The organism is Mesorhizobium alhagi CCNWXJ12-2 (assembly GCF_000236565.1).
GTDB lineage: Bacteria > Pseudomonadota > Alphaproteobacteria > Rhizobiales > Rhizobiaceae > Allomesorhizobium > Allomesorhizobium alhagi.
Genome location: NZ_AHAM01000178.1, coordinates 1 through 2,803 on the forward strand (window position 1 = coordinate 1; position 2,803 = coordinate 2,803).

At 61.3% G+C, this 2,803-nt stretch carries 4 protein-coding genes; 1 reads left to right on the top strand and 3 read right to left on the bottom strand.

From position 1 onward, the window contains the following. The coding region (locus tag MAXJ12_RS20500) for an HlyD family secretion protein (RefSeq protein ID WP_008837890.1) at positions 1 to 1,123 on the top strand (1,123 nt) is incomplete at its 5' end. A 128-nt stretch (positions 1,124 to 1,251) separates the two neighbouring features. Here MAXJ12_RS20500 and MAXJ12_RS20505 read toward each other — a convergent pair. The 3 genes from MAXJ12_RS20505 to MAXJ12_RS20515 form a co-directional block, all read right to left on the bottom strand. After that, entirely contained in the window at positions 1,252 to 1,683 is a 432-nt protein-coding gene (locus tag MAXJ12_RS20505; protein ID WP_008837891.1) for a hypothetical protein, read from the bottom strand. Between the two features lie 184 nt (positions 1,684 to 1,867). Further along, a complete protein-coding gene (locus MAXJ12_RS20510; RefSeq protein ID WP_008837892.1) occupies positions 1,868 to 2,215 on the bottom strand; it encodes an antibiotic biosynthesis monooxygenase family protein in 348 nt (115 codons plus the stop codon). Between the two features lie 16 nt (positions 2,216 to 2,231). Continuing rightward, the coding region (locus MAXJ12_RS20515) for an alpha/beta hydrolase (protein WP_008837893.1) at positions 2,232 to 2,803 on the bottom strand (572 nt) is incomplete at its 5' end.

Consider the following 2,803-nt stretch of genomic DNA (forward strand, 5'->3'; position numbering starts at 1 on the left):
GTACGAGCTGCGATACGGGATAACGGCCTGCATAGGCCTGACCATCGTTCTTTTGACGCTCATTCTCTACTTCCACCCGTCGACATCCAGCGCCGTATCCTTCTATCGCACCGTTCCTATTCTCCCCGAAGGCTCCGGCCGCGTCGAGGAAATCTATGTGGGAATGCGGGACAGGGTCGAGGCGGGCCAGCGCATCTTCAGGCTCGACAGCGCCCAGCAGGAGGCGGCGGTGGAAACCGCGCGGCGGCGCGTAGCGGAGATAGACGCGGCGCTCGAACTGGCCAAAACCGAGCTGGCCGGAGCCGACGCCCGCATCCAGGAAGCGCAAAGCTCCTACAAGCAGGCTCTGGACGAACTCGAAACCAAAACCGAACTTCAACGGCGAAACGCCGGCACCGTCGCGCCGCGCGAGATCGAGAAGCTCGCCAACATCGTGGAAGGCCGCCAGGCCGCCATTTCCGCCGTCATGGCAAGCAAGCAGTCCGTCGAATCTCAGATTTCCTCGGTGCTGCCGGCGCAGAGGAAAAGCGCCGAGGCGGCGCTGGCCCAGGCCCAGGTCGAACTGGACAAGACCGTCGTCTACGCCGGGGTCGCCGGCAGGTTGGAACAATTCACGCTTCGCAAGGGTGATATCGTAAATCCCTTGATGCGGCCCGCGGGCGTTCTCATACCGACGGAAGCCGGAAGGAAGGCGCTTATTGCGGGCTTCAGCCAGCTCGAAGCCCAGGTGATGAAGGTCGGCATGGTTGCCGAAGCCACTTGTATTTCCATGCCTTTGACGATCATTCCGATGGTGGTCACCGAGGTTCAGGATCTCATCGCAACCGGTCAGGTTCGAGCGTCGGATCAGTTGATCGACGCCCAGCAGGTCATCCGGCCCGGAACCATCACCGTCTTTCTGGAGCCGCTATTCGCCGGAGGGTTCGACGGCGTTCCGCCGGGCAGCAACTGCATCGCCAACGCCTACACCAACAATCACGACGTTCTTTCCGAAGAGGAGCTGAGCACGCCCAAATGGCTGTTCCTGCACGTCATCGATACGGTCGGGGTGGTGCATGCGATCATATTGAGATTCCAGGCGCTGCTGCTTCCCGTAAAAACGCTTGTCCTTTCCGGCCATTGAGGGAGGGACGCACGGCCAAGCGTCAACGGCAGCACGATCGAGTTGTCCTTGATCATCGCTGCCGTTGTCACCTGTTGGTCTAGCAACACCGAGGTAGCCACCTCAGGCGAGATGGCGTGGCAGACAGTTCAGCTGTCCGTAGCGACTGGACTCGTCTGTACCTCGCGTACCGGAAGACTGTCCGACGCGAGCAACTGATCGGCGCAAGCGTCGGCTGCGCCAGGAACGATCTTTTCCATGCCCGTCAGCAAGGCCCATCCGCCTTCCTCAATGAAATCGTCGCGCTCCCAGGATGAGGCTTCCTTCAATGCGGCGAATTTTGCCGCCGCATCGGCATCGGCAGCGAATTTTTGGACGCAGACCGTCGCGACCAGTTCGGCGCGGGCGTCCTGTGCTGCACGTTCAGCCATGATCGCGGCATTTCCACCCGTGGTCCAGCCTCCAGCTGTGAAGCCGATAATCATGGTAGCTACGGCGACGCCGACGGCGCTCCAGAACCACAGCGTCTTGGAGGGACGATAGTTTTCCCAGCGTTGCGAGAGGGTTTGGTTCTCAGACATTTCCTTGGCCCTTTCCCCTGTAACAGGATGTTTCGTATTTTTACATTTCGAGACTAACAGGCGCGATCGCGTTTTTGAACCCGTAAAGGGCAGAACCGTGAAAACGGTTTGCGAAGCATCGGAAAATGCGCGCAGCGGTGAAGCGTACTCGTAAATTGGCGTGCGTCACGACGCCAGCAGCGTCTCACGCCGTCCCGACATTCCCATGGCTGACGAGCAGCCGCACGATCTGCACTTCCTTCGGCAGCTCGATCAAAAACTCGGGATCGCGGTCGAGGTGATGGATGCGGGTCGGATCGCTACCGGCAAAAACGCTCATCGCTTCCACGCTCTCCCAGTATGAAATCGTGATGAACTCGCTTTCGCCGTCGCGGTCCTCGCGGAAAGTCTGCACGCCGAGCGCCTTTTCCATCAGCGGCTTGACCCCGGCTTCGTAATTGTAGGTCTCGTATTCGTCCGCCAGCTCGGGCTTGGTGCGGCCGCGCCAGATTCGCGCGATCGCCGGACGCTTGGTGGAAGTTTCCTCGGCCATTGTCCGGCCCTCCCGTTCAGTTCCCGCCAACCACCACATTCAGCACCTCGAAAGGCGTGGTGATGACGATGTCGGCGGCGGAAGTCAGCGTCTGGCCGATGCCGCCGGTGAGCTTGCCGATGCGGTCGGTTACGTCGCGGTCATCCGCGCCCAGGCTGCTGTCCTGGCGCAGCTTTTCGCCCAGCAGCGTCACCAGCGTAGGATTGTCGGCGAATTTGGCGTGGTTGAGACGGTCGCCGGCGTCCACCTTGGTCAGGTCGATGGCGACGACGCCGTAGTTCGCTATGTCGGCAGCGTCCTCGTAACCGCCGAGGCGCGGTCTGTTGCCGGCGATCAGTCGCGAAATCTGCAGCGCGTGGTCGTCGCCGGAAAGAAACAGGATGAACGGTTTGTCGGGTTTGCCGTAGCGGCGCATCTGCGCCTTGAACACATCCACGTCGATGTCGGGCGAGGCCAGCACCACGTCGCCGAGCTTGCCGTCGAGGTCGCGGTCGTTGGTGATGGCCAGTTGCCGCAGCGCCTCCATCGTCACCCAATTGCCCATGGAGTGGGCGATGATGTCGACGCGCTTCGCGCCAGCGGCGGCGG

Bases quoted from the DNA above. Each gene is read 5' to 3' on its own strand.
- MAXJ12_RS20510 (WP_008837892.1), bottom strand. From the start codon at position 2,215: ATGGCCGAGGAAACTTCCACCAAGCGTCCGGCGATCGCGCGAATCTGG.
- MAXJ12_RS20505 (WP_008837891.1), bottom strand. From the start codon at position 1,683: ATGTCTGAGAACCAAACCCTCTCGCAACGCTGGGAAAACTATCGTCCC.